Source organism: Jeotgalicoccus nanhaiensis (assembly GCF_015235105.1).
GTDB classification, from domain to species: domain Bacteria; phylum Bacillota; class Bacilli; order Staphylococcales; family Salinicoccaceae; genus Jeotgalicoccus; species Jeotgalicoccus nanhaiensis.
Genome location: NZ_JADGLW010000002.1, coordinates 114212 through 132852, shown reverse-complemented (window position 1 = coordinate 132852; position 18641 = coordinate 114212). Strand labels below are relative to the sequence as shown.

21 protein-coding genes and 1 riboswitch are annotated in these 18641 nt (G+C 41.2%); of the genes, 6 read left to right on the top strand and 15 right to left on the bottom strand.

Annotated features, from left to right (window positions below; translation table 11 throughout):
- The 8 genes from mreC to IR135_RS02805 form a co-directional block, all read right to left on the bottom strand.
- Entirely contained in the window at positions 1 to 855 is an 855-nt protein-coding gene (gene mreC, locus IR135_RS02840; protein WP_228063398.1) for a rod shape-determining protein MreC, read from the bottom strand.
- A gap of 59 nt (positions 856 to 914) precedes the next feature.
- The gene (locus IR135_RS02835; RefSeq protein WP_135096545.1) at positions 915 to 2069 is read right to left on the bottom strand and encodes an aminotransferase class I/II-fold pyridoxal phosphate-dependent enzyme; all 1155 of its coding nucleotides are present in this window, start codon (positions 2067 to 2069) and stop codon (positions 915 to 917) included.
- Positions 2070 to 2876: a MetQ/NlpA family ABC transporter substrate-binding protein gene (locus tag IR135_RS02830; protein ID WP_135096543.1), complete on the bottom strand. Its 807-nt coding sequence runs from the start codon at positions 2874 to 2876 to the stop codon at positions 2070 to 2072.
- Complete coding sequence (locus IR135_RS02825) at positions 2876 to 3475, bottom strand: methionine ABC transporter permease (RefSeq protein ID WP_135097090.1); 600 nt, start codon at positions 3473 to 3475, stop codon at positions 2876 to 2878. Before IR135_RS02825 ends, IR135_RS02830 begins: the two co-directional genes overlap by 1 nt.
- A gap of 52 nt (positions 3476 to 3527) precedes the next feature.
- Positions 3528 to 4541, bottom strand: coding sequence for a methionine ABC transporter ATP-binding protein (locus tag IR135_RS02820; RefSeq protein ID WP_135096541.1), 1014 nt, complete (start codon positions 4539 to 4541; stop codon positions 3528 to 3530).
- A 59-nt stretch (positions 4542 to 4600) separates the two neighbouring features.
- Positions 4601 to 4702: riboswitch (SAM riboswitch) on the bottom strand.
- A gap of 68 nt (positions 4703 to 4770) precedes the next feature.
- The gene (locus tag IR135_RS02815) at positions 4771 to 5244 is read right to left on the bottom strand and encodes a SprT-like domain-containing protein (protein ID WP_135096539.1); all 474 of its coding nucleotides are present in this window, start codon (positions 5242 to 5244) and stop codon (positions 4771 to 4773) included.
- 379 nt (positions 5245 to 5623) lie between these two features.
- Positions 5624 to 6490 (bottom strand): putative RNA methyltransferase, encoded by an 867-nt coding sequence (locus tag IR135_RS02810; protein ID WP_135096537.1) that lies wholly within the window; start codon positions 6488 to 6490, stop codon positions 5624 to 5626.
- Between the two features lie 24 nt (positions 6491 to 6514).
- A complete protein-coding gene (locus IR135_RS02805; protein ID WP_135096535.1) occupies positions 6515 to 6922 on the bottom strand; it encodes a DUF3592 domain-containing protein in 408 nt (135 codons plus the stop codon).
- 140 nt (positions 6923 to 7062) lie between these two features.
- Between IR135_RS02805 and IR135_RS02800 the strand changes: the two genes are divergently transcribed.
- On the top strand, positions 7063 to 8241 hold the full coding sequence (locus tag IR135_RS02800) for a chromate transporter (RefSeq protein ID WP_135096533.1): 1179 nt from the start codon (positions 7063 to 7065) through the stop codon (positions 8239 to 8241).
- 151 nt (positions 8242 to 8392) lie between these two features.
- Here IR135_RS02800 and IR135_RS02795 read toward each other — a convergent pair whose 3' ends face one another.
- Positions 8393 to 9490 (bottom strand): nitronate monooxygenase, encoded by a 1098-nt coding sequence (locus IR135_RS02795; RefSeq protein WP_318272273.1) that lies wholly within the window; start codon positions 9488 to 9490, stop codon positions 8393 to 8395.
- A 40-nt stretch (positions 9491 to 9530) separates the two neighbouring features.
- Positions 9531 to 10379: an aldo/keto reductase gene (locus IR135_RS02790; RefSeq protein ID WP_135096529.1), complete on the bottom strand. Its 849-nt coding sequence runs from the start codon at positions 10377 to 10379 to the stop codon at positions 9531 to 9533.
- Positions 10380 to 10524: 145 nt separating this feature from the next.
- Between IR135_RS02790 and arr the strand changes: the two genes are divergently transcribed.
- Entirely contained in the window at positions 10525 to 10941 is a 417-nt protein-coding gene (arr, locus tag IR135_RS02785; protein WP_135096527.1) for an NAD(+)--rifampin ADP-ribosyltransferase, read from the top strand.
- A 111-nt stretch (positions 10942 to 11052) separates the two neighbouring features.
- The gene (locus tag IR135_RS02780) at positions 11053 to 11466 is read left to right on the top strand and encodes an ion channel (protein ID WP_135096525.1); all 414 of its coding nucleotides are present in this window, start codon (positions 11053 to 11055) and stop codon (positions 11464 to 11466) included.
- Positions 11467 to 11504: 38 nt separating this feature from the next.
- Here the strand turns inward: IR135_RS02780 and IR135_RS02775 are convergent, their stop codons facing one another.
- From IR135_RS02775 to IR135_RS02760, 4 genes are all read right to left on the bottom strand, one after another.
- Positions 11505 to 11867 carry a hypothetical protein gene (locus IR135_RS02775; protein WP_135096523.1) on the bottom strand — a complete coding sequence of 121 codons (363 nt, stop codon included), beginning with the start codon at positions 11865 to 11867 and terminating at the stop codon, positions 11505 to 11507.
- Between the two features lie 12 nt (positions 11868 to 11879).
- Positions 11880 to 12566 carry a RadC family protein gene (gene radC, locus IR135_RS02770; RefSeq protein WP_135096521.1) on the bottom strand — a complete coding sequence of 229 codons (687 nt, stop codon included), beginning with the start codon at positions 12564 to 12566 and terminating at the stop codon, positions 11880 to 11882.
- A complete protein-coding gene (locus IR135_RS02765) occupies positions 12566 to 13279 on the bottom strand; it encodes a prepilin peptidase (RefSeq protein ID WP_167753350.1) in 714 nt (237 codons plus the stop codon). Before IR135_RS02765 ends, radC begins: the two co-directional genes overlap by 1 nt.
- 229 nt (positions 13280 to 13508) lie before the next feature.
- On the bottom strand, positions 13509 to 14744 hold the full coding sequence (locus IR135_RS02760) for a hypothetical protein (protein WP_135096517.1): 1236 nt from the start codon (positions 14742 to 14744) through the stop codon (positions 13509 to 13511).
- 169 nt (positions 14745 to 14913) lie between these two features.
- Here IR135_RS02760 and IR135_RS02755 point away from each other — a divergent pair, with 169 nt between their 5' ends.
- Genes IR135_RS02755 through IR135_RS02745 form a run of 3 tightly spaced genes read left to right on the top strand, consistent with a single transcriptional unit; the run spans position 14914 to position 17517 of the window.
- Positions 14914 to 16104: an amidohydrolase gene (locus IR135_RS02755; protein WP_135096515.1), complete on the top strand. Its 1191-nt coding sequence runs from the start codon at positions 14914 to 14916 to the stop codon at positions 16102 to 16104.
- A gap of 42 nt (positions 16105 to 16146) precedes the next feature.
- Positions 16147 to 16851, top strand: a complete 705-nt coding sequence (locus IR135_RS02750) for a DUF5058 family protein (protein ID WP_135096513.1) — start codon at positions 16147 to 16149, stop codon at positions 16849 to 16851.
- 15 nt (positions 16852 to 16866) lie between these two features.
- Positions 16867 to 17517 (top strand): small-conductance mechanosensitive channel, encoded by a 651-nt coding sequence (locus IR135_RS02745; RefSeq protein WP_135096511.1) that lies wholly within the window; start codon positions 16867 to 16869, stop codon positions 17515 to 17517.
- 452 nt (positions 17518 to 17969) lie between these two features.
- Here the strand turns inward: IR135_RS02745 and IR135_RS02740 are convergent, their stop codons facing one another.
- Complete coding sequence (locus IR135_RS02740; RefSeq protein WP_135096509.1) at positions 17970 to 18638, bottom strand: type 1 glutamine amidotransferase domain-containing protein; 669 nt, start codon at positions 18636 to 18638, stop codon at positions 17970 to 17972.
- Between the last annotated feature and the right edge of the window lie 3 nt (positions 18639 to 18641).

The window sequence follows — 18641 nt, the reverse complement described above, 5'->3', positions numbered from 1 at the left end:
TCAATCCTCCAGTGACTCAGGATCGCGTTTTAAGACAAACACATTATCCACATCATTTAAGTCACTGTTCATCTGTACGTAAGCGTTCTGGCTCAGTCCGTACTCATCGTTTTCAACTTCCACTACTTTACCGATAACAATACCTTCAGGGAAAGCACCTGTCAGCCCCGATGTAAATACTTCGTCGCCTTTTTCAAGTTTTACCTGGCTTTTAATATTTTCCACGACCAGCACATCATTTTCCGTATCGAAGTTGCGGATGTTGCCGTAAACAGCTTCATCATTGTGTCTGACTTCAACCGACAGGTTATTTTGTGATGCATTCGTCGAAATCATCTCGATAAAACTCGATTTACCGTTAACGCGTTTAACAATCCCGACCAGTCCTTCCGATGTCGACACTGCCATGCCTTCTTTAATGCCGTCTTTTTCTCCCTTATCAATCGTAAAGGATTCAAGCCACTGGTCAGGTGCACGTGAAATAACCCGGGCATTGACAGTCTCGTAAGCCATACTGGAACTTACTTCCAGAGACTCTCGCAGCTCTTCGTTTTCAGCCTTGAGACGTTCATTGTCCGCCTGCAGCTGCGGCAGCATATCGAGCTGCTGTTTCAGTTCCTCGTTTTCTTCAAGTGCACTGAAACTTCCTGCAATGTTTGAAAATATATTTCCTATAAAGCTGAACGGCGCATCGACAACCTTTTGAGTCGCGGCTGCCGTATCACCGGTGAACTGCTCCGCTTTCGTTGTGGAATCTCTGTCCGACAAAGAAAAACCGATTAATGCAATTAATACTACTATGCCAAACAGCACGATTAACATGCGGTTTCGATTAAAAAACTTAGTCACTCTCATGCCGCCCCCAAAATTTAATATCTGGGTAAATAATACCACATTTGATGACAGACAATAAACTAATCTTGATAGAGTTCTTTAATCTCACGGAGTCTTTCTGTAAATGTTTTTAAGTCTTCATCTGCAACGGCCAAAGATATGCGGATATAATCTTCGGCTCGGGACCCGAAAGGTTTCCCCGGCGTTGCAAGAATAGACTGTTCTTTCAGCAGGTACTGAACAAAACTTTCGCCGTTAAAACCTGAGGGGACTTTTATCCACCCGAAAATGCCGCCCTGAATCGGCTCTATTGGGATATTTAAATCCAGCAACGCTTTATTAATAAAATTTTTACGCTTTTTGAATATTTCATTCTGTTCAGGAATCAAAGTATCTGCATTGTCGAGCGCCGCTGTTGCCGCGTCCTGAGTAACACCGAAAACCCCTGCATTCGTATGATCCTGAAACTTATTAATACTTTCTATCATCTCTTTATTCCCGGCTGCAAAACCGATTCTGTAGCCGGACATATTAAATCCTTTCGACAGCGAATAAATTTCCATCGATACTTCAAAGTCCGGATCACTTTGTAAAATGCTCGGGTGAAGACCGTCATAGCCGAAAGCAGCATATGCAAAATCATGAACAATCTGTGTTTTTGTGCCTTTGAACCGTTTAATCACATCATCAAAAAATGATTTATCTGCGGCTGCCCCGAGCGGATTGGATGGATAGTTTAAGTAAATAAGGTCCGTTTCTTTAAGTTCTGCTTCGAGCGAATCAAAGTCAGGAAGATAATTGTTTTCTCTAAGGAGCGGCATATCGATCAGCCTTGCCTGCGAGAGTTCCACAGCAGTAATATAATCTGCGTAACCGGGATTCGGCAGCATCACGCCTGCACCGGGATTGATATGAGCGAGCGGAAAGTTAACCAGTGCATTTTTCGTGCCGAACAAGATGGCTATATTTTCATCTTCAAGGTCTACATCGTAAGTTCTTTTATAAAATCGCTTTATGCTGTCTTTTAGTTCCGGCTTGCCGCGAAATGCGCCGTATTTTTGATTTTCTACTTTATCAACAGCTTCTTTAACTGCATCGGTAATGACTTCAGGCGTCTGTCCATCGGGAATACCGACTGCAAGATTTAAGAGCGGCTTATCGCCGACTTCGAGCTCTGCATTCATCATACTGCTGAAATAGCTGGGACTTAATGATTTTAAAAGTTCGCTTGCCATTTATTCATCCTCCTCCGGTTTGTCGAATCCTTTAAAGTCAGCATCAATCACTTCGTTAAATTCCTCCGACCCTACAGCCTTGATTAAATCTTCTTCCAGTTTCGTTCCGGCATCATCGCCGTTAATTACAATTTGATTTCTAAAGTATTCATTCATGTTTTCAAGGGCAAGGGCATCGGAAAGCTTCATATCACTTGCGAGCGCAAAGTTGCCCGGGACAAGCGACAGGCCGATTTGGTCAACGCTTCTCGGCAGCTGGCCGGCGTCCTGATAAATAAACTCGAGATTTTTTTTATTATTTATAATGTCTGCTTCATCGATAGCAAACATATCTGCGTCGTCACTGATGGTAATCAGCCCCGCGTCCTGCAGTGTTAAAAAACCGCGGCTGGAGTTGACCGGATCTAAAGGCAATGCTACTTCACTGCCGGAAGCAATATCTTCCAGCGAACTGAATTCACTGCTGTAAAGCCCCATAGGTGCCGTCGGCACCTGAATGATATTTTTTAAATCAGCATCATTTTCTTCATTATAACTGTCCATGAACAGGACGTTCTGAAAGAGATTGGCATCGAGGTCGCCATTTGAAAGCGCGTTATTCGGCTGAATATAATCGCTGTATTCAACGATTTCGACCGTATAACTGTTCTCTTCCAAGACGGGTTTTAAGGCAAAAGATGCCATATCTGCAAATGGTCCGCTCGATGCACCAATGGTAATCACTTCACCCTCGTCTTCATACAGAAGAATGCTAGTGCCTATAATAACGGCTAAAGTGCCAATTAAAAATATTATAATTCCGCGCATTATTTCTCCTCCGTTCTGTTAGAGATAAAGTCTCCAGCCCACTGGACAATCTGCACGATAACAACGAGGACGACTACTGTCACAATCATCGTCAGCGTGTCGTAGCGGTAATAGCCGTAACGGATTGCAAGGTCACCGACCCCGCCTCCGCCTACGACACCCGCAGTTGCACTGAAGGCGATAATTGAAATTATCGTCAGTGTGATAGCCTGCGCGATGCTTTTCTTGGCTTCCGGCAGCAGCACATCCGTAACGATTAAATAAAGCGGGGCACCGCCTGCAATACTCGCTTCGATCACACCGTCTTTTACACTGTTAAAACTGGATTCAACGAGACGTGCAAACAGCGGCACTGCTGCAATTGACAGAGCAACACTTGCAAAAACCGGACCGTGTGAAGCATTAACGAGCCAGGTCGCAAACGGCATAATCGCCACAATCAGAATAATAAAAGGAAACGACCTGATAATATTCACAAACCATCCGAGCACGCTGTTTAAAGGTTTAATTTTAAACAGCAGCGGATGCTGCGTAATGTAAAGCAGAATACCGAGCGGCAGTCCGATTAACACTGCAAAAAATATTGAAATAGAAACCATCAGCGCTGTCTCGAGCAAAGCACGGTACAGCAATGGCCAAAGCTGGCTGAAATTATCCAATGTAACCCACCCTTTCGATTCCCGGTGTTTTATCGATATGTGTTTTAAGACGTTCTATTTCCTGAGCATTTCCGGATACTTGGAACATTAAAAAACCGAGCGGTTTTTCTTTAATATATTCAATTCTTCCGTTGAGAATGCTTATATTCAAATCAAAATTCCTGTACAGCTGATTTAAATAATTCTCCTCGGCGTTTTCACTTAAAAATTGAATGGTAATAACTTGATTATCCGGCGTTTCTTTAATTTGCGGCGGGGTTTCAAAGTTATATATCTCCTGAACGAAATCTTTCGTAATTTTTTCTTTAGGATGACTGAACACGCTGTATGTTTCGCCGCTTTCAATAATTTCACCGCCGGACATTACGCCTACACGGTCTGCAATTTCTTTAATAACTTCCATTTCGTGAGTAATAATCACAATGGTAATACCGAGAGTTTTGTTAATATTTTTCAGCAGGTTTAAAATACTTTTCGTCGTATCCGGATCAAGCGCACTCGTCGCTTCGTCACATAAGAGAATATCCGGGTTATTGGCAAGTGCTCTAGCGATACCGACACGCTGTTTTTGCCCGCCGCTTAAATTTGATGCATTGATAGATGATTTATCGTTTAAACCAACGAGTTTCAGTAACTCTTCAATTCTTGCTGGCACATCTTTTTTACTGTATTTGCTTGCTTTCAGTACAAATTCTATATTTTCATACACTGTCTTTGACTCGATTAAGTTAAACTGCTGGAAAATCATGCCGATTTTCTGCCGGCGAATCCTGAGAGCCTTTGGTGTCAGTTCGGTAAGATTGTCTTCTCCAACGATGACAGAACCTGCCGAAGGTTTCTCAAGCAGATTAATCAGTCTTAAAAGAGTACTTTTCCCGGCCCCGGAATAGCCGATTAAGCCGTAAATTTCACCGGTTTCGACCTTCAGGGATGTCGGTTTTAATGCCTCAACACTTCTACCCTTTAAATGATACGTTTTTGAAACGTTATTCAGCTGTATGCTCATGTATTCCCTCCTCTATGTAATAAAAAAGCCATTTATCTAAATAGACAAATGGCGATGTGTGATTATCTTCCAAGCCTCTGCCTGCAGGAATTAGCACAGTACTTAAAAGCCTGCTGCTGAGACTTCACAGGGCCTGATCCCTCCGTCTCTCTGGATAATTTCTTATTTAATTGTATTTCATACTAGTCTAACCAGAATTAATTGTCAAACAATTTTTAATAATTTCTAATCAGCCTGCTGAAACAGTACCTTTATATGTAAACCTGCCGCGGCAGTGTCTGCATATATACCTTTTATTGTAGCCTTTGACCCTTTTCGTAAACTGGTAGCTGCATTTTCTGCACTCATATAAATAGGCCTGTCCCTTGTATTTATAGCTCCGGGTTTTAGCAATGCCGAGGTGTTCCAGCGTCTCCGTAAATTCGCGATCCGAATCTCTGTAAGGTTTTTTTAATGTGTAGAGTGCATAATGAACGCATTCATGATACAGCACATCGAGAATGATTTCCCTGGAGTTATTAACGAGAAAAGTGTGGGACATAACAATTTCTTTCGAAACAACCTGCTGCTTCTGATATTTTATTTGAAACGCGCCGAGCTTAGATTTCATTCTTTTTGATATTCTAATTGGAATTTCGAGTGTGAGTCCGAAATTTTCAGCGAGAAATTTACGGGCATAGCTGTGCAATTCATCACTGTTCATAATATGTTCACCTTCTTAGTGTTTAAATAGCCTTAAAAAAGGCAACAAAAAAAGGGAGATCAAAAGTCTCCCTAACAGATAAATAATATAATATGATATCTAGGCCAAAGGCACTATCGAAGAACGACTTAGTTAATGATATGAAGAGTATAGCTTTAACTTTTGTTTGTGCGTTCTGTTATGTATTTCTTAATATATTCTCATTATATTTTAATGTTCAGAACTTTTCAAGCCCATGAGCGAATTTCTTTTACTTTGTAACGTGTTTGTAATAAACACAGTAATATTTCCATATAATTTTCTCTCTTTAGTGTAATTATCGACTATTATCTTTAAAATAGCAAACTATTAACTGAAATATATGCGGAAATGTTTCAATTTAATTTTCGGCAGCTGCAAGGATAATATGCATATCCACCGTAATTTCTTTATTTCCCTTATCCGCAAATCTTTCTATCTGCGCTGTATCTGCATGCCAGCCGAGCGGTGTCATGGAGATTAAATCTTTCAGTGCAGCAGCGTCAAGAAATTTCGTATAAGTTATCCGTTCTTCTTTCACAAGCTTAACATTCTTCTTCATTAATTCAAGTGTATCATTGTTTTCATATTCTTTCCCGTCTGTACCGCTGAACAATTCCCTGCGGAGTTCTTTTAAATAAGCGCTGCCCGGGATTACTTTTATAATTATACCGTCTGCAGCTAAAATTCTTTTAAATTCAGAGTAATTTGCAGGCGATAAAAAATTCAGTATAAATTTGCAGGACTTGTCACTAAGCGGCGGGTTCGCAAGATCTCCAACAATCCACAATGGATTTCCGTAATTTTTCGCCGCCATTAAGATACCCTCTTTTGAAATGTCCAGGCCGATACCCGTCAATGTTTCTGTATTTACTTTATCAAGTATCGTCTGCAAATGAGACCCTTCGCCGGAACCCGCATCAAACAGCAGCGAATCTTCTGCTGAATGGTTTATTATTATATCTGCAATTTTATCGTGTACCGGTTCATATAATTTTTCATCACAGATTATTTTTTGACGTGCCTCAAATAATGCATCATCATACTGAGTATCCACAGGTTTTTTAAGAATATTTACATAACCCTGCTTGGCGAAATCAAAAGTGTGATTATTGACGCAGACCAGACTTTTCAGCTCTCTCACTTCCACAGGTTCATGACAAAGCGGACATCTTAATTTTCTGCTTATATTTTGTGCAGTCATTGCACTCTTTTCTCTTTTTTTCATTTAAAATCCCTGCCTGAACTTATATTAAAATAAAAATATTACTACGCCGACTGTGAAGAAGACCAGACCGATAATCGCGGGAATAGACGCCGCTACTGTCTGTATCTTTGTGCCGCCGATTAAACAGCGCTTTGGTTTTTCCGGGTCGTACAAGACAATCAGTTCATATCCTATCGGGTAACCATTGTTAATCGACCCGTGAGCGGTCACATTTTTCTTTCTTCTGTAAATGACGCCGCCTGCTTCATATTCAATAACCGGATAAAGGTTATTATCGCTGCCCTGCACTTTATCGACAACCTTCCCTGTCGTTTCTGCTGTACATTTTCGTTTTTTTACTGCGACTCCGAAAACATAAATTATCAGTGATATTAAAATCATAAAAAGTCCTACGGACCCGAAAATCACAGTTAAAATCTGCTGGTCTGACATAACGACACTCCTGTTGAATTTCCATTATAGTTTCAAGGAATAATTATATCACAGGATAATGTTAAGGATTGTAAAAATAAATGCAGCTGTTTAAAATACATGTTATCTTTTACATAAGACTACATACCTAGGAGAAATTAATGAACAAACTCAGAATATTGTTAGAAATATTTTTGGTATCGACTAGACTCGGATTGACATCCTTTGGCGGTCCGACAGCTCATCTCGGTTATTTTCATGCTGAATATGTTGAAAGAAAAAAGTGGATGAGTGAAAAAAGCTATGCGGATTTAGTGGCACTTTCACAATTCCTGCCGGGACCTGCATCGAGCCAGGTCGGTATCGGTGTCGGCGTAATGCGAGGCGGTGTACTCGGCGGGCTGACATCATTTATCGGTTTTACCCTGCCCTCTGTTATAGTATTGATGATTTTTGCTTCCCTGATGACAACTTTCGATATCAGCGAAGCAGGCTGGATACACGGTTTGAAAATTGTTGCCGTTGTTATCGTACTCCACGCCATTCTGGGAATGAGTAAAAATCTCACACCGGATATAGAAAGAAAAGTAATCGCACTCTTTGCACTGGTCGCGACTCTGCTCTTTCAATCGGTGTTTACACAAGTCGGTGTCATTCTGATTGCAGGGGTCATCGGTTTTATTCTTTTTAAAAATCATGAAGCAGATGATAATAAAAAAGCGGCGACTTTCCCTATCAGGAAAAGTTTTTCCGCTGTCTGTTTAGCACTATTTTTCGTACTGCTATTTGCGCTGCCGGCCTTCCGTGAGCTGACAGGCTCTTACTGGATCGCAGTAGTAGACAGTTTCTACCGGTCAGGCTCGCTTGTATTCGGTGGTGGACATGTTGTACTTCCGCTTTTAGAGCAGGAACTCGTTCCAATGGGATGGATTTCTGCAGAAGAATTTCTTGCAGGCTATGGTGCAACGCAGGCTGTACCTGGCCCATTATTCACTTTCGCCGCTTATCTCGGAACAGTAATGAACGGCTGGATTGGCGGACTTGTTGCAACTGCGGCAATCTTCCTTCCCGCTTTCCTCTTAATATTAGGAGCCTTGCCCTTCTGGGATATGCTCCGTAATAACGAAAAAGTTAAAGGCGCAGTTATGGGCGTTAACGCTGCAGTAATTGGAATTTTAATTTCGGCACTTTACACACCAATCTGGACAAGTTCTATACTCGAGCCGGTTCACTTCGCATTGGCAGCAATCCTCTTCGTGATGCTGGTCTACTTCAAACTTCCGCCGTGGGTTATTGTAGTAACCGGCGCTATCGGCGGAATGCTGATCGGATTACTGTAAACATTAATCAAAGCAGCTGCATATTATGCGGCTGCTTTTTATATATGCTGGTTGATTGAAAGAAAGTAGGATTGGAGCAGCCTACGGACGTTGTCAATTTAACAACGTACTTACAAGTCGCTTCATGTACTTTGTCAATTCAACAACGTACTTACCCTATTATCTTCTCCGCACCATCCACAATTTCTTCTACTATTTCAGCTGCCGGCTGCTCCTTTACAACGGGACGCAGGTTCTGTCCTGCCCAGAGTGACATATACTCGCTGTCACTATATACAGCTGCGGCGCTTCTGACACTTTTCGTTGCAGAGTTCTGATACGGATATGGCAGCGGCTCTGCAGTAAAGTTTTTTATAAATTTGTTAATTATACCGCGGGCAGGCCGCCCTGAAAATGCTCTTGTAATCACTGTGTCTTCTTCCCGGCTCTCGAATATTTTTTCTTTATAAGCTCTGTGAATACCCGCTTCTTCACTCGATAAAAATCGTGTGCCTATCTGAACACCTGCAGCCCCGAGAACAAGTGCAGCTGCGAGGCTTCTGCTGTCATTAACTCCACCTGCTGCAGCTACGGGGATATTCACTTTATCTCTGACCTGAGGGACTAAAGAAAATGTCCCGATATCTGCTCCATTTTCATGACGGGTTAAATCAAAAGTTCCTCTGTGACCGCCTGCATCTGAGCCCTGAGCAACAATAATATCTGCACCGCTCTTTTCGGCAAGTACAGCTTCTTCAACTGTCGTTATCATCGCCGTAATTTTCATGCCTGCGTCTTTAGCTTCTTTTACTTTATCTTCCGAGAGGAGACCGAAAGCTGTACTGATTACCGGTACTTTTTCTTCTATTAATATTCTAAACTGCTCATTAAAATAATCAGTTGTATTAAACTGAATATCCGCTTCGCTCACATCAAGATCCTTGCCAATTTTAAGCAGTTCAGTCATCACTGCTTCTTTCTTTTCAGCATCCAGGTCTGCAGAATTGTCCACACAAAATAAATTCACAGCAAACGGTTTATCTGTTAATTTTCTAATATCGTTAATTGCCTGCCTGATATCTTCCGGCTTCATATATGCAGCTCCCAGTGTGCCGAGACCGCCAGCCTTGCTCACTTCCGCAATCAGTTCCGGCGTTGTTGCTCCCCCAGCCATTCCCGCCTGGATAATTGGATATTTAATATTTAAAACATCACAGATTTCAGTTTTTAAATTAATCATTCTACCGCCCCTATCTGTAAATTGATTTATAACAATCGTAACTTAATACACAGAAGCTCAATGGCAGATATTATTCCGGTGTTTTCGAGGAATTCATGCCTGTCACAATGTCCATAATATTATAATCGACAATCCGCGGATATTTGCCGTCAAGAGCTGCAATTTCTTCCATATCAGCTTTATCAAGTGAAAAATCATGAACATCAAGATTTTCTTCCATGCGTTCTTTGCGAACCGATTTTGGAATAATGATAATCCCCTGCTCAAGATGCCATCTTAAAATAACCTGAGCAACAGTCTTATTATATTTATCCGCGATTTTCTTCAACATTTCATCTTTTAGAATATCATGTTTCGCTTCAGCGAGCGGTCCCCATGATTCAACTTTCACTCCGTACTCTTGCATTACTTTTTGAGCTTCTTTTTGTTGCAGGAAAGGATGAAGCTCAATCTGATTTACTGCCGGAACGACTTCATTATTAATTATTAAATCTACGAGACGTGTTGAATCAAAGTTCGACACACCGATTGCTTTAATTTTACCTTCTTTATAAAGTTCTTCCATAGCACGCCATGAGCCGTAATAATCTCCGAGCGGCTGATGTATTAAATACAAATCAAGGTAGTCTGTTCCTAACTTGTCCAAAGTTTTTTCAAATGCTTTTTTAGCTTTGTCGTATCCCTGGTCGGCAACCCACAGCTTGCTAGTCAGGAAAATTTCTTCACGGACTACTCCGCTCTTTTTAATTGCCTTACCAACGCCTTCTTCATTACCGTAGGTCGCTGCAGTATCTAGGCTGCGGTAACCGGTCTCAAGTGCATCGAGCACACAGCGTTCTGTTTCTTTCGGGTCAACTTGGAAAACACCGTAGCCTTCAATCGGCATTTTTAAACCATTGTTAAGTTCTGCGTACTGCATATAAATTCCTCCGCTTTAAAATATAATTTAAATCCTCTTCGTTTTTATTATACATATATATTTTTGAACTTAACAGACTGCATTTCCACTGTTCTGCCAGTTATACTGTTAGTTATCAATTAAATAATGAGAGGTGCATGCAGCAATGAAGGATAATAAAGATATCTTAGATCAAGGTCCATTTTTTCACGGTACAAAAGCAGCATTAAATATTGGGGAGTTTCTGGAACCTGATTACAGGTCTAATTTCCAGAACAAAAAATCTAATTATATTTATTTCACTGCAACATTAGAAGCTGCTAAATGGGGAGCTGAATTGGCGTTATCTGACCATAAAGAAAGAATTTACATCGTAGAACCGACAGGTGAATTTGAAAATGATCCGAATTTGACAGATAAAAGATTTCCCGGCAACCCGACCCGTTCTTACCGGTCACGTTTTCCGCTTAAGATAGTTGCAGAGCTGGGTTCATGGGAGAGGCATACAGAAGAACAGATTAATCATATGCTGTCTTCACTGGAAGAACTGGCTAAGCAGGGCAAAAATATTATATACGATTAATTATTCATTTTCTTCTGATCATGAGTCCGAACATTGCTGACAGGTTTTATCATCTGCTCTACAGGGAAATAAAGAATATTTACACTGATAAAATCTATCAGGAGGGTTTTCATGTCTCATGCGATTTTAACCATTTTCATCTTGTTTTTCCTTTTTCAAATCGGGGTTTTCGCAAAGAAGAAAGGCGAGATGAAAGATACTCATAACTTTGCGCTGCAATGGCCGCTTTACCTTTATATCTTTACCGTTATGATTTCCTTGACTTTAATCTTTGCTGTCATTTACTATATTATGTCATTTTCTTCGCCGATACTAATTGACAGCAATCAGGGGTCTGTGATGAAGGATCATAACTTTGCTGAAATGATTTACTACAGCGGAGTAACTCTCCTGTCTATTGGGTACGGAGACTTGAATCCCATCGGCCCGATTCGTTACATCTCGCTCTTTGAAGGCTTTCTCGGCATCGTTATGCCTACTGTCATATTTATCAGCGAAATTACTAATAAGCATAAGGGAGACTGACTGCCAGTTCCCTTATGCTTATTTATAAAATTATATTTTCACCAGTCCGAGGCATAATATAAGCTGTACTTTTTATAATCGATAAACTTCGCATGATAGAAATCCATAGCTGCCTGATTGATATAAGAATGGTACAGTCTGTCATACTCATAACTGCCGAAAAATGGCCCCGGATATGACGGCAGCAGCAAGTTGGCTTTTTCAGGAGAATAGCGGATTTCATTCAGCCTGAGATATAAATCTGAAATAATATTTTCTTTTAAGAGAATTTTCCCCGGGTTTGAAATATTATAATTTTGTTCAAAGTATCCCTGCAGCGCATTAAATTTTCTGTAGTAGCTGTACTCTATAATTTCTCCTGTCTCAATATCTTCCAGCAGTAAATACATATCCAGTCCCATACTAAGCCCCCATTATATATAATTCATTTCTTTCAGAGAAACATACTTGCCGTCACCGATAATAATATGATCCAGAAAATCCACTCCTATCAAATCACCGCATTCACGCAGTCTTTTTGTGACTTCGATATCTTCTTCTGACGGTGTCGGGTCTCCGCTCGGATGATTATGGACACAGACAAAAGCTGCAGCGCTGCGTTTGACAGCTTCCCGAAATATTTCCCGCGGATGCACAATACTTGTGTTCAGCGAACCGATGAACAAGGTTTTTTCTTCTATGACCATATTTTTGGTCGTTAAATACAGCACGATAAAATGTTCCTGATTGTAATACCTGATTTTCTCCATCAATATATCCGTCACGTCTTTCGGAGACCGGATATACTTATCTTCTTCCCTCGAATGGGTATGCATTCTGACAGCGAGTTCTATAAAAGCAAGTATAGTAACAGCTTTCGCCCTGCCGATGCCGTTAATAGCAGTCAGCTCTTCATAAGTTACATCTCTCAGTTCTCTGATGGACTGCAAATTCTTTAATATTTTACTCGCTAAGCTGATGCTTGATTCATTCCGGTTACCTGTGTTGATTAATATGGCCAACAGTTCCTGATTCGTTAATTTATCCGGGCCGTAATTAATTAAACGTTCCCGGGGTTTATCGGAATCATGCATTTCTCTTATAAGCAGTTCTCCAGTCATTAAAATCCTCCATAGTATATATCGATAAAATCAGCGTACAGATAAAATGTCGTGATTAAGCTTGCAGCGATGAAGGGGACTAAGGGCACCTTAGTAATACGCGAAGTCTGAAACAAATCCAGAATGATAATCGAAATTCCGCCGATTATATATGTGAATAAAAAGGTGAAGATAAAAAAATCAAAGGGTGTTATTACTGCCAGTACGGAAAGCAGCTGAATATCGCCGTAGCCGATTTTTTCCTTAAACAGCATATAGAAAATATGGAGGATCACCACGGTTAAAAGATCAATCCGTACATCCATATATTCAAAACCGGTTAAATATAAGCCGGAAACGAAAAGCAGCATCAGCATATGAACGGGAATAAGGAGCGTATCAAAATCGTAAATTGACAGAGGAATAAGTATGCTGACGAGCAGATAATACAGCAGCATATTATCGTAACTGAGCGGTACGATAAGCGGCATTACAAACAGGAAAATCGTCAGCACTTCCACTATTAAATAATTCAAGGCAACAGGTTTACTGCAATGACTGCAGCGTCCGCGATTTTTTAAATAGCTGATAACCGGAATCAAGTCAGTGACTTTTAAATTTTTTAAACACGAATCACAACGGCTTCTTCTCGTTAAAAAGGAAATACTGTCCGACTGAGTCAATGCGTAAAGGAAAGAGGCGACCAGGCCGCCCGCAATGATAATTAGAGACATATTTAACCTCCAGCTCGTGATAAGCTCAATATAAGCTGCAGCTAAGTTGTTGTAAAATCGCATAAATTTAAAATTTGTATGTATATCTGGACAGTTTTTTCAAGATTGCACCGAAATCAGATTATTAATGGAAAACTGACTGACAAAAGCATGATTTTCGCAGAAATAGAAAAAATCCGTAATCTAAATGAATAGATTACGGAAGTTCCGCTTAACACGCTTTTATATTTTACTCGTAAATACCTTCCGGTACTGTGATACCCTCATCATCATATTCACCATAATCTTCGAGGTCTGATGATACTTCAATATGCAGTTTCTCACCTTCCACTAAGCCTGGTGCAGTTGAAACATAGGCAACATGTGACAGTTCATTCGTTTCTTTATCCACGATACCGACTACAGCATTTTGCTGCTCCGATAATTCAGCATTGGTAAACTCTACGCTGAACAGTCTGCCGAATGTATCATGCAAGACATTTTCAGATCCGATGTTATGAAGATAATAATTCTCATCATCTTCTGAGATATTGATTACATCAGCACTTTCCATAAAGGCGTCATGCAGGTTGGAATACGAACCGTAATAGATTTCTTCTGCTTCAGCCTGTCCTCCGTAATCATTCCACATGCCGTTTTCATACACAAACAGTGAGTCAGGATCAGCATAAGCGTAAGGAACAATCGAACTCGTCGCAGGATCGAACATGCCTGAGAATACTTCAAATTCATCCCCTTCATCTATTTCCGCTGTCAGACCAACCATATCACTATCCGCAGGAAGGTCAGAATTTCCGACGAAAACGTTAATTACCATAAATGTTTCTGCATAGTAAGTCGCCACATCTTCTTTTGGCATGAGCACTTCTTCAATTGCTGCATCTGATTCGGATGCGTTCGCCAGCTGTTCGCCGATACCTGAGTTCAATTCAAACATCGAAGTCATTTCAGTACCATCAAGTCCTGTCAAAGATTCTTCAGAGACATCAAAATTAATATCTCTTGATTCCGATTCAGCACTGTCACTAGCAGCGTTATCTACCGAAGATGAGCTTTCAGATGAATCATCTTCCTCCATGCCATCTTCACTGTCGCTCTCTGAATCATCAGTTTCAGTACTCGACTCTTCATCTTCCGCTTCATCATCTCTGTCAGTGTCTTCTCTTGCTCTGTCTTCACCAGTTGTATCTTCTGTCTCATCCGTTGATTCATCATCTGATGTATCTTCGCCGGAATCGGTGCCTTCTGTATCAGTTTCAGCTTCTTCACCGGAGCCTGTACCTTCCTTGTCTTCTACAGAATTATCCTCGGCATCCTCTTCTGTGCCCTCACTTGGTGCAGTGTTTTCTTCCGCGGGCTCTTCCGTGTCACTGGTTCCGCAGCCTGCTAAAAATAAGAAGCCTGCAAATAACAGCATTAAATATCTGATAAATATCCACTCCTTAAAAGTAAGTATATAGTTCATTATAATTTTTACTTTCCCTCAAAATTTCTGAATAAACGGAAAACGGAAAAATAAAGACATAAAATCGTCACAACTTATATTTTCTTTAAATTTCTGAATACATAAAATAATTTGTCATTATATTTCCCCAGTGATAAACTATGTTCATATATAAAAAGGGGGATTCACAATGAGTTTAAAAGAAAAGCTTTTCAGTAAACTGGAGTCGAAAGAACAGCAGATGATTGAAACGAGAAGGCATCTTCATGCCAACCCGGAACTTTCATTTAAAGAAGAAAACACAGCGAAGTTTATCGAGGACTTTTATAAAGATAAGGATGTTAAAGTTACTGCAAATGTTGGAAACGGTTACGGCATTATCGTTGAAATCAGCGGCAAGTCACCTGGCAAAACCATCGGTCTCCGCGCCGACTTTGATGCACTGCCGATTCAGGAAGAAGCAGATGTTCCGTTCAAGTCTAAAAATGACGGAGTTATGCACGCCTGCGGACACGACGTACATACCGCTTACCTGCTCCACCTCGGAGAAGCGCTGATTGAATTAAAAGATGAATGGAACGGCACGATAAAACTCATTCATCAGCATGCTGAAGAAGTGCCGCCAGGCGGTGCGAAAAGCATTGTCGAATCAGGCATACTCGATGATCTTGACGAAGTATACGGCATTCATATTTTCCCTATGCTCAATGTTGGAGAGATCGGTCTGATATCCGGCAATTCAATGGCAGGCCGTTCTAATTTTGATTTAACTATCCAAGGTTCCGGCGGACACGGTGCAATGCCGCATACGACACACGATGCTCTAGTTGCGGGAGCTTACTTTGTTGCTGAAGCGCAGACTATCGTTTCCCGCCGCATGGATCCGATGGACTCAGTAGTAGTATCCGTTACTGCATTCGATGCACCGGGCGGCTATAACGTTATCCAGGACAAAGTGACCCTCCGCGGGACTGTTCGTTATCTTAATGAAGAAAATAAGGTGCCTGCATACGAAGCGATGAAGAAAATTGCTGCCGGTATTGAAAGCTCATTTGATGTTGAATGCGACCTGGATTATGTTTACGACTATCCGGTAGCCTACAACCACCCTGAGGAGACACAATATGTGGAAGATATTTTATCAGAAAGTGTCGGTTCTTATATTACTGAGATTACACATCCGAAACCTTCCAGCGGATCTGAAGACTTTGCATATTACACTCAAAAAACACCTGGAACTTTCATCCACGTAGGATCGAAACCTGACGGTGTGGAAAATCCATATCCAAACCATCACCCTAAATTTGAAGTTCATGAAGATTCGCTTTTAATCAGTGCGAAAACTTTAGGAGATGTGGTTTTAGGACGCCTTGAAAGTTAATGTAATTTAAAAACAGAAAGATAAATAAAGGGGTTTGATTACATGTCAGGTATGGATTTTGCCAACTCCCCTGTCGTCTGGATATTTGCTTCCGCGATAGTGGCCTTGGTTATTTTTCAGGCAGTAAAGTTTTTATCATTATCAAAAAAAGCAGCAAGAGATGTGGGCATCAGCGAAACGGATATTAAACGTGCAGTGAAAACCGGCAGTATTACTGCGATTGGACCATCAATCGGTATTATCATCGTAGCGGTATCGCTGATTTCCTTAATCGGCAATCCGCTGACTATGATGAGAATCGGTGTTATCGGATCTGCACCGATTGAAAGTATGGGTGCACAGCTGTCGGCACAATCTGCAGGAGCAGCTTTAGCGGGGGATGGTTTTACTCCTGAAATATTCAACCTCGTCGTCTGGACCTTGTGTATCGGCGGCGCCGGCTGGATGATTTTCACCTTCTTCGCTACACCGTACTTAAGTAAAATACAGACTAAATTAACAGCTAAACCAAAAGGTGAATACTTAATGGGCATAGTTGCGAGCGGTGCAATGATTGCAGTTTTCGGATCGTTAACCGGCGCTGAAATGATAAAAGGCGCACCTTATATTTTCACGGCAATAGTGGCTGTAATTTCGTCACTTACATTTAATTATATAGCAAACAAAAAAGGAATTAACTGGCTGAAAGAATGGTCACTAGGATTTTCAATACTGATCAGTCTGATTGCAGTTTATTTCTTTATATAAAACGGAGGGGTTTTTATGCAGGAATTTAGAGCAGCCTCTCATAAATGGGGCCGTATTACTTTAGGACTGGCAATATTAATATCATTTGCAATGCCTTTATACATTTCGTTTGTTATGGGATTCCATCCCGGATTCTCATTAATTCTTAACAGCTTTCTCGCTTATGCAGCAGTTGTTGCAATCGTCTGGTTTTTAGAACCGATTATGTACTTCCCTGTACTCGGAGTATCCGGTACATATGTTGCATTTTTTACCGGCAACATCTCAAACATGTGCCTGCCTGCAGTCGCATCATGCCAGGAAGCAGTCGGAGTCAAGGCGGGAACTGACGAAGGTGAAATCATTGGAACACTTGGCATCAGTGCAGCATCACTGGTCAACAAAATTATACTGATACCGGTTATCCTTGCCGGACTGTGGCTGTTAACAATTATTCCGGAAAGTGTTCAGGAAGTATTTCCGTTCGTTCTGCCGGCAATCTTTGGCGCAGTACTCGCACAATTTGCAGGTAAGTTTCCGGTATACGGTGTACTTGCACTTGGTGTCGGAATACTTGTAAACATGTCAGCACTACCGCTGTTTTCTAAGAATATCTTATGTATCGTGATTTTAATTGTAATCATGCTAACTGTGAATAAGATGAAAAATAAAGAAGCTGCAGCCTAATATTTTGATTGATGACCTGGAAACTTACGTTTCCGGGTCTTTTTTGTATTGATTGCTGTTTTGGGGGACAACGGCGATGTGGTGTTGTCCTTTAACAGACCTTCGGGGACAACGGGGATATGGTGCTGTCCTTTAATGAGGCTTCCGGGACAACGGGGATATGGTGTTGTCCTTTAACAGACCTTCCGGGACAACGGGGATGTGGTGTTGTCCTTTAACAGAGCTTCCGGGACAACGGCGATGTGGTGTTGTCCTTTAATGAGACTTTGGGGACAACAGGGATGTGGTGTTGTCCTTTAACAGACCTTCGGGGACAACGGGGATATGGTGTTGTCCTTTAACAGACCTTCGGGGACAACGGGGATATGGTGTTGTCCTTTAACCTCACCATCATTTCCACGAAAATAAAAGACGGCGCCTTAATAAAGGACACCGTCATAACCATAATTTTATTATCTTAGTCTGTTAATGACTGCTTCTGCAACAGCCTGTGATGATGCCGGATTCTGCCCTGTAACGAAATTGCCGCTTGAAACAACATGTTCTTCGCCGGCTGTCCCTTTAACAAAACCTGCACCGTTTTCCTCAAGTTTTGTCTGCAGCATAAACGGCATATCTTCTGATAAGTTTACGGAATCTTCTTCTTCATTTGTAAATGCTGTCAGTTTCACCCCGTCCACTAAATATTTACCATCTTTAGTTTTTGCATCGGCAAATGCTGCCGGTCCATGACATACTGCGCTGATAATTCTCCCATTATCCTTAAAGTATGCCATTATATTTTGAATGTCCGGTTCTCCCGGGAAGTCAAACATTGCCCCGTGACCGCCTGCTAAGAATATTGCGTCATAATTTTCATAAACAACATCTTTCATTCGTAATGTATTTTGAAGCAGCTTCGCTACTTCAGTAAAACTCTCATCCTCGTTGCCATTCTCGACTGAATTTGGATCAATTGGGACGCTTCCACCTTTAGGTGATGCTATATCGACTTTGAACCCCGCACCTTGAAATGCAATATACGGCTCTGCCGCTTCAGACAGCCATACACCAGTCGGTTTATTCTTGTTACCTGCAATTGTGTCAGCATTTGTAACCATAATTAATACAGATTTACTCATATT

Coding starts and splice junctions, on each gene's coding strand:
- mreC (WP_228063398.1), bottom strand. CDS start 855: ATGAGAGTGACTAAGTTTTTTAATCGAAACCGCATGTTAATCGTGCTG.
- IR135_RS02835 (WP_135096545.1), bottom strand. CDS start 2,069: ATGGCAAGCGAACTTTTAAAATCATTAAGTCCCAGCTATTTCAGCAGT.
- IR135_RS02830 (WP_135096543.1), bottom strand. CDS start 2,876: ATGCGCGGAATTATAATATTTTTAATTGGCACTTTAGCCGTTATTATA.
- IR135_RS02825 (WP_135097090.1), bottom strand. CDS start 3,475: ATGGTTTCTATTTCAATATTTTTTGCAGTGTTAATCGGACTGCCGCTC.
- IR135_RS02820 (WP_135096541.1), bottom strand. CDS start 4,541: ATGAGCATACAGCTGAATAACGTTTCAAAAACGTATCATTTAAAGGGT.
- IR135_RS02815 (WP_135096539.1), bottom strand. CDS start 5,244: ATGAACAGTGATGAATTGCACAGCTATGCCCGTAAATTTCTCGCTGAA.
- IR135_RS02810 (WP_135096537.1), bottom strand. CDS start 6,490: ATGAAAAAAAGAGAAAAGAGTGCAATGACTGCACAAAATATAAGCAGA.
- IR135_RS02805 (WP_135096535.1), bottom strand. CDS start 6,922: ATGTCAGACCAGCAGATTTTAACTGTGATTTTCGGGTCCGTAGGACTT.
- IR135_RS02800 (WP_135096533.1), top strand. CDS start 7,063: ATGAACAAACTCAGAATATTGTTAGAAATATTTTTGGTATCGACTAGA.
- IR135_RS02790 (WP_135096529.1), bottom strand. CDS start 10,379: ATGCAGTACGCAGAACTTAACAATGGTTTAAAAATGCCGATTGAAGGC.
- arr (WP_135096527.1), top strand. CDS start 10,525: ATGAAGGATAATAAAGATATCTTAGATCAAGGTCCATTTTTTCACGGT.
- IR135_RS02780 (WP_135096525.1), top strand. CDS start 11,053: ATGTCTCATGCGATTTTAACCATTTTCATCTTGTTTTTCCTTTTTCAA.
- IR135_RS02775 (WP_135096523.1), bottom strand. CDS start 11,867: ATGGGACTGGATATGTATTTACTGCTGGAAGATATTGAGACAGGAGAA.
- radC (WP_135096521.1), bottom strand. CDS start 12,566: ATGACTGGAGAACTGCTTATAAGAGAAATGCATGATTCCGATAAACCC.
- IR135_RS02765 (WP_167753350.1), bottom strand. CDS start 13,279: ATGTCTCTAATTATCATTGCGGGCGGCCTGGTCGCCTCTTTCCTTTAC.
- IR135_RS02760 (WP_135096517.1), bottom strand. CDS start 14,744: ATGAACTATATACTTACTTTTAAGGAGTGGATATTTATCAGATATTTA.
- IR135_RS02755 (WP_135096515.1), top strand. CDS start 14,914: ATGAGTTTAAAAGAAAAGCTTTTCAGTAAACTGGAGTCGAAAGAACAG.
- IR135_RS02750 (WP_135096513.1), top strand. CDS start 16,147: ATGTCAGGTATGGATTTTGCCAACTCCCCTGTCGTCTGGATATTTGCT.
- IR135_RS02745 (WP_135096511.1), top strand. CDS start 16,867: ATGCAGGAATTTAGAGCAGCCTCTCATAAATGGGGCCGTATTACTTTA.
- IR135_RS02740 (WP_135096509.1), bottom strand. CDS start 18,638: ATGAGTAAATCTGTATTAATTATGGTTACAAATGCTGACACAATTGCA.